Source organism: Streptomyces soli, from assembly GCF_003999195.1.
GTDB classification, from domain to species: Bacteria; Actinomycetota; Actinomycetes; order Streptomycetales; family Streptomycetaceae; genus Actinacidiphila; species Actinacidiphila soli.
The window spans coordinates 117,795-124,043 of sequence record NZ_RJVR01000331.1 but is presented as its reverse complement, the minus strand read 5'-3'; the positions used below and the strand labels follow the sequence as shown (position 1 = coordinate 124,043).

7 protein-coding genes are annotated in these 6,249 nt (G+C 73.4%); 6 read left to right on the top strand and 1 reads right to left on the bottom strand.

What is annotated here, in order from left to right; translation table 11 throughout:
- A partial coding sequence (locus EFK10_RS39895) for a GntR family transcriptional regulator (protein ID WP_127360531.1) occupies positions 1 to 437 on the bottom strand: 437 nt, incomplete at its 3' end.
- Here EFK10_RS39895 and EFK10_RS39890 point away from each other — a divergent pair.
- From EFK10_RS39890 to EFK10_RS39865, 6 genes are all read left to right on the top strand, one after another.
- Positions 436 to 1,329 carry a DMT family transporter gene (locus EFK10_RS39890; RefSeq protein WP_127360530.1) on the top strand — a complete coding sequence of 298 codons (894 nt, stop codon included), beginning with the start codon at positions 436 to 438 and terminating at the stop codon, positions 1,327 to 1,329. The two genes, EFK10_RS39895 and EFK10_RS39890, sit on opposite strands and share 2 nt — an antisense overlap.
- Before the next feature lie 325 nt (positions 1,330 to 1,654).
- Complete coding sequence (locus EFK10_RS39885; RefSeq protein WP_127360542.1) at positions 1,655 to 2,293, top strand: DUF5134 domain-containing protein; 639 nt, start codon at positions 1,655 to 1,657, stop codon at positions 2,291 to 2,293.
- Positions 2,294 to 2,368: 75 nt separating this feature from the next.
- Positions 2,369 to 3,319, top strand: coding sequence for a M56 family metallopeptidase (locus tag EFK10_RS39880; RefSeq protein ID WP_127360529.1), 951 nt, complete (start codon positions 2,369 to 2,371; stop codon positions 3,317 to 3,319).
- A 56-nt stretch (positions 3,320 to 3,375) separates the two neighbouring features.
- Entirely contained in the window at positions 3,376 to 4,080 is a 705-nt protein-coding gene (locus EFK10_RS39875) for an HAD family hydrolase (RefSeq protein ID WP_127360541.1), read from the top strand.
- Positions 4,081 to 4,166: 86 nt separating this feature from the next.
- A complete protein-coding gene (locus tag EFK10_RS39870) occupies positions 4,167 to 4,787 on the top strand; it encodes a TetR/AcrR family transcriptional regulator (protein ID WP_127360528.1) in 621 nt (206 codons plus the stop codon).
- Positions 4,788 to 4,865: 78 nt separating this feature from the next.
- Complete coding sequence (locus EFK10_RS39865) at positions 4,866 to 6,245, top strand: FAD-dependent oxidoreductase (protein WP_127360527.1); 1,380 nt, start codon at positions 4,866 to 4,868, stop codon at positions 6,243 to 6,245.
- Positions 6,246 to 6,249: the final 4 nt, after the last annotated feature.

Here is a 6,249-nt window from a genome sequence, read left to right as displayed (position 1 = left end):
CGGCGGCCCGCGCGGGCGAGGGCGGCGGCCAGCGCCCGTTCGGGCTGCAGGGAGGCGTGCAGGTAGCCGCCGTTGAAGGGGATGACGCCGGGTGGCGGGGCGGCGAGCGTCGCGGTGACGGCGGAGGCGTCGACGACCCGGGGCGCGGGCTCGGCGTGCTGGTCCTCGGCGGTGAGCGCCACCTGCTGCCAGGAGGTGTCGACGGGGCGCGCGGCCCGTGGGGCGCGGGCACGGGCACGGTAGGTGCCGGAGCCGGGCCGGGTCACCACCAGGCCCTCGGCGGCGAGCGCGGCCAGGGCGCGGGTGACGGTGACGGGGCTGACTCCGAAGCGTTCGACGAGGGTTCGGCTGGACGGCAGCTTCTCGCCTTCGGAGAAGCGGTTCAGCTCGCTGCGCAGGGAGTCCGCGAGAGTAGCCGAACTGCTATCGTGATTCATGACAGCACACAATAGCGCTACTGTCGTCCGGCCGATAGCAGTGAGCGGCACCCTCCTCGCCGCCCTCGGCGTAGCGACCTTCTCCTTCACCTTTCCGGCGACCCACTGGTCCCTGACCGGCTTCGGCCCGTGGACCACCGTGACGGTGCGCGGCGTGCTCGCCGCCCTGGTCGCCGGCGGCTGCCTGGCCGCGGGGCGGACCCCGGTGCCGGACCGCCGCCACTGGCCGGGCCTGGCGGTGGTCGCTCTCGGGGTCGTGCTCGGCTTCCCGCTGCTCACCACGCTCGCCCTGGAGACCACCGACACCTCGCACGCGGCGGTCGTGGTCGGGGCGCTGCCGCTCACCACCGCTGTACTGGCGGCCGTACGGGGCGGGGCGCGGCCGTCGCGGGCCTTCTGGGCCGCCGCGCTCGCCGGAGCGGGGGTCGTCACGGTCTTCACGCTGGTGCAGAGCGGCGGCACTCCGACGGCGGGTGACCTGCTGCTGTTCGGCGCGCTGGTGGTGTGCGCGGCCGGCTATGTCGAGGGCGGCCGGCTGGCGGCGGCGATGCCGGGGTGGCAGGTGATCGCCTGGGCGCTGGCGGGCGCACTGCCGCTGACAGTGCCCGCGGCAGCGGTCGCGCTCGCCCTGGAGCCGGCGCGGGTGAGCGGGACGGCGCTGGCCGGGCTGGGATACCTGGCGGTGGTCTCGCAGTTCCTCGGCCTGATGGTCTGGTACCGGGGCATGGCGGCGATCGGGGTCGCACGCGCCAGTCAGCTGCAGCTCGCCCAGCCGCTGCTGACCCTGGTCTGGTCGGCGGCCCTGCTCAGCGAACGCCTCGGCGCCTGGACGCCGTTGGCCGCCGTGGCGGTGCTGGTCTGCGTCGCGGTCACCCAGCGCACGGCCGCCTGAGAGCCTGTCGGATGACCTTCGATCGGAGAGCGGACGCGGTCTGGTGCGTGCGATTCCAAGGCGCTGGGGGTCCCCCCGGACGGAGTCTGGGGGAGGATGTCCTCGTAGCGGAGCTACTAGGCCATTTCGGCAACGCGGGAAGCGTGCGTGCCTGGGGGCACCTCCCAGCCGCCAGGCTGGGGGAGGCGTGGCCGCCCGATCAGAGGTCATCCGACAGGCTCTGAGCCCCACGCGCCCCGGATACGTCCGTGCGCTCGAGTATGCGCCGCCCGGCGCGGGCATCCTGCGTACGGCGGCCGAGGACGCCGAGGCGGGGAGGCCGGACATGCACGGACCAGCACTGGTGGGGTGGCTGCTCGTCGTTCTCGGGGCGGCCACGGGGCTCTTGTGCCTGCTGCGTACGCGGCCGGGCTGCGCGGGGGGCGCGGATCGGCACGCCGCCCGGGACGAGGGGCTGATGGGGCTCGGCATGGCGGCCATGGCCGTGCCCGTCTCCGTACTGGACCCCCGTCCCTGGGGACCGCCGCTGTTCGCCGTGCTCTTCGGGGCGGCCGCCGTACGGGCCCTGCTACTCGCCCGGCGGGACGGCCGGGACGCCCATCACGCCCACCACGCGGTGGGCGCTGGGGCGATGGTGTACATGGCGGTGGCGATGGTGCCGGGCGGCACGGCGTCGCACGAGGGGCACATGCCGGGCGGCGCGCCGCTGCTGACAGGGCTGCTGCTGGCGTACTTCGCGGCGTATGTGCTGGCGGCGGGGGTCCGGCTGGCGTCGGTACCCTCGGTGGCGCAGGCGGGGGGCGGCGTGGCGGGGGGCGGCGTGGCGGGGGGCGGCGTGGCGGTAGAGCTCCCCCGGCCTTCGGCGATCACGGCGGTGGGGCGGGAGCTGGGGGCGCCGGAGATGGCGGCGGCCTGCCGGGTCTCCATGGCGATCGGGATGCTCGCGATGCTGTTGACCCTCTGACATGTGTGAGGCGTGCGTCACTTTTGAGCGCGACGGCGTACCGGACGGTGGCGACACCCTCATAGTCTGAACGCCATGACGGTCCCCTCCGTGCTGCTGCTGCTCGGCGCGATGACCGCGGCGACGGCGCCGCGACTGCTGGCCCGCGCCGACTGGCCGGAGCGCGAGCCCGTGCTGGCCATGTGGGTCTGGCAGTGCGTGGTCGCCGCCGTCCTGCTGTGCTGCGTCCTGGCGATGGCCCTCACCGCGTCGGCCGCCTGGACGGCGGTGCGCGGCCATGTCTTCGCCTTCGCGCCGCACGGCGTGGTGGACGCGTACGGGCTTCCCGGCTACGGGCCGTGGGCCGGGGTGCTGGCCGCCCTCCTGGCGTGCGGCGGCGCCTGGACCGCTGCGATGCTCACCCGTGAGGTACGGGCCGCGCGCGCCCGTCAGCGGCAACGGCGCGCCGACCTTCTGGTTCGGGCGCCCCGGCTGCCCGGCGAGGGTCCGGGGTTCGATCTCCCGGCGGACCAGCGGCTCGTCGTGCTGGAGAGCGGCCGGTCCGACGCGTGGTGGCTGACCGGAGCCCACCCGCAGTTGGTCATCACCACCGCCGCGCTGCGCCGGTTGAAGGGCCGTCAGCTCGACGCGGTTCTCGCACACGAGCAGGGGCACGCACGGGCCCGGCACGATGTGCTGCTTCACTGCGCGGGCGCGCTCGCCGCCGGTTTCCCGCAGGTGCCGGTCTTCGCGGGCTTCCGCAACCAGGTGCACCGGCTGGTCGAACTGGCCGCCGACGACATCGCCTCACGCCGATTCGGCCGCCTGACGACCGCCCTCGCCCTGGTCGAACTCAATGAGGACCGAGGGGTGTTCGGCCCCTCCCCCATGCCGCTGGCGCAGATGCCGGGGCGGGTGAACCGGCTGCTCGACCCGGGACCCCGGCTGACCTGGGCGCATCGTGCCCGGGTCACGGCACTGGCCACGCTGGTGCCGGTCATCCCGCTGCTGGTCGCCTTCGGGCCGGGGCTCAAGGCGCTGGCGTAGGCCCGGGGCGCCATGATCGGCGGATCGACGTATGGACGAAAATGGCGAGCATGAAGATCACACCCAAGGGCTGCATGTTCGACTTCTCCGGGACTCTGTTGCGCATCGAGCCGGCGGAGAGTTGGCTGCTGTCGGTGCTGGACGAGGCCGGCATCACGCTGCCGGACGACGAACTGGCGTCGTACGCCGAGAAGTTGAGCCGGACCGGCGGTCAGCCCGGCGGGGCGCCGCCCGAGGTGGTGCCGGCCGGCCTGGAACCGCTGTGGCGGGAGCGGGACCTGAGCGCCGAGCACCACCGAGCGGCGTTCACGGGGCTGGCCCGGCTGGCAGAGCTGCCCTGGGAAGAGCTGTACGACGCGCTGTACGACCGGCACATGACGCCGGCCGCGTGGGCGCCGTATCCCGACACCGCCAAGGTGCTCGAGGAGCTGCGCGAGTGCGGGATACGGGTGGCGGTGGTGAGCAACATCGGCTGGGACCTGCGGCCGGTCTTCCGGAAGCACGGGCTCGACGCGTACGTCGATGCCTTCGTCCTGAGCTATGAGCACGGCATCCAGAAGCCGGATCCGCGGCTGTTCCGTATCGCCTGCGACGCGCTCGGGCTGGAGCCGGAGGCGGTGGCAATGGTGGGCGACGATCGACGCGCCGACGGGGGCGCGGCGGTTCTGGGCTGCCCGGTGCACTTCGTGGAGCATCTGCCGGTGGAGCTGCGGCCGGAAGGGCTGCTGCCGGTCCTCGGGACCTTCGGCAGGGCAGGCTGACAGCTGGGTACCCGGCAGTCCCCCGCGCCGCCGGGTACCCACGTCCGAGTATATTGGCTGTGAGCCAGTCAATGCAGGAGTCCAGCATGTCCCCGCGGCGTCCATCGGTCAACGAGGAGATGCGGCGGCGTTCCCGCGAGCGACTGTTGCGCGCGACGATCGAGCTGGTCGAGGAGCGCGGATACGAGGCCACGACGCTGGCCGAGATCGCCGAACGGGCCGGGGCGGCGCGCGGCCTGGTCTCGTACTACTTCCCGGGCAAGCGACAGCTGCTGCAGTCGGCGACACACCGGCTGATGCATCTGGAACTGGCCGCCGCGCTGGAACGCGAGCCCCGCACCGCCGACGGGCACGAGCTGCTCGCCCGGGCCGTGGACTGCGTCCTGGGGCTGCCGGTCAGGCATCCGGTGCTGATGCGCGCCCACATGGCCGGAATACTCCAGGCGGAAGGTTTCGTCGAGTGCCCCGAGCAGCAGCGGCTGGCGGTCCTGCTGCGCGATTCCATAGTGGCCTGGGGCTCCGCGGACCCGGAGCAGGACTACCGGATGCTGCGGGCGCTGCTGATGGGCGCGGTGTTCGCGCTGCTCATCCCCGGGGCGCCGATGCCGCTGGCCCGGCTGCGGGCGGAGCTGTTCCAGCGCTACGGGCTGCGGTGGGAGCTAGGCGTCCCGCCGGACCAGGCCGGCGAGGCTCCGTCACTCACCTGAGTCGTGTCCTCTCCCTGTGAGCACATACCGGTGCGATGCTGGACGTACCCGCACCATCCACCGTGGGAAGGACTGCTCGTGCTTCGTATCGCAGTGGTCGGATCAGGTCCCAGCGGTGTCTACACGGCCGAGGCGCTGGCCCGGCAGGACGCCGTCCCGGACGTGGCCGTCGATGTCCTGGACCGGCTGCCCTGCCCGTACGGGCTGGTCCGGTACGGGGTCGCGCCCGACCACGAGAAGATCAAGTCCCTGCAGGGGAATCTGCGGCGCGTCCTGGAGGACCCGCGGATCCGCTTCCTGGGCAATGTGACGGTCGGCGGCGCCCTGGATCCTCCCCCGACCTTCGGCCGGGGGGACCCCCATCTCGCTCCGCTCGCGCTGCTCTCGCTCTACCACGCGGTGGTCTACTGCGTGGGCGCGGCTACCGACCGCAGGCTCAGGGTCCCCGGCGAGGATCTGCCCGGCAGCCATTCCGCGACCCGGTTCGTGTCCTGGTACAGCGCGCACCCGGATGAGGACCCGGACGAGTTCGTGCTGCGGGCACGGTCCGCGGTCGTGATCGGGGTCGGCAATGTGGCGGTGGACGTGGCCCGGATCCTGGCCAGGGGCGGGGAGGAGCTGCGGCGCACCGATGTGCCCGACGCTGCGCTGCACGCCTTGCAGGACAGCCGGGTGACGGATGTTCATGTGGTGGGGCGGCGCGGCCCGTCGCAGGCGAAGTTCACCACCAAGGAGCTGCGTGAGCTGGGCGACCTGCCGGGCGCCGAGGTGGTCGTACGGTCCGATGAGCTGGCCCTGGACCCGGCCTACGCGGACCCTTCCGGGCTGCCGCCGGCGGCGCGGCGCAATGTGGAGGTACTGCGGGGCTGGGCCGAGCGGCCGACCTCGGGGCGGGCCCGCCGGATCCATCTGCGGTTCTTCCTGCGGCCGGTGGAGCTGCTGGGCGACGACGCGGTGACAGGGGTGCGCTTCGAGCGGACGGCGCCCGACGGACAGGGCGGAGTGGCCGGCACCGGGCTGCTGGAGGAGATCGACGCGCAGCTGGTGCTGCGCAGCGTGGGCTACCGGGGGGTTCCGCTGGCCGGGTTGCCGTTCGACGCGAGTGCCGGAATCGTACCCAACGACGCGGGGCGGGTACTGCGTGACGGGCAACCGTCGCCGGGCGAGTACGTCGCCGGGTGGATCAAGCGGGGGCCGACCGGGGTGATCGGCACCAACCGTCCGTGCGCCAAGCAGACGGCGGCCGCGCTCGTCGCCGATGCGCCGCTCCTGCTGGCCCGGGCGCTGCCGGCGGATCCGCTGGAGGGGTTGCGGTCGCTGGGCGCCGATCCGGTGGAGTGGTCGGGGTGGGAGGCGATCGAGGCGGCGGAGGCGGAGCTGGGACGCTCGCTGGATCGTGCGACGGTGAAGATTCCGGACTGGGCGGGCCTGTTGACCGCGGCTCGCCCGATCCTGTGACACA

What these genes read in the sequence shown, in the direction of transcription:
- EFK10_RS39890 (WP_127360530.1), top strand. Translation starts at nt 436, where the DNA reads ATGACAGCACACAATAGCGCTACTGTCGTCCGGCCGATAGCAGTGAGC.
- EFK10_RS39885 (WP_127360542.1), top strand. Translation starts at nt 1,655, where the DNA reads ATGCACGGACCAGCACTGGTGGGGTGGCTGCTCGTCGTTCTCGGGGCG.
- EFK10_RS39880 (WP_127360529.1), top strand. Translation starts at nt 2,369, where the DNA reads ATGACGGTCCCCTCCGTGCTGCTGCTGCTCGGCGCGATGACCGCGGCG.
- EFK10_RS39870 (WP_127360528.1), top strand. Translation starts at nt 4,167, where the DNA reads ATGTCCCCGCGGCGTCCATCGGTCAACGAGGAGATGCGGCGGCGTTCC.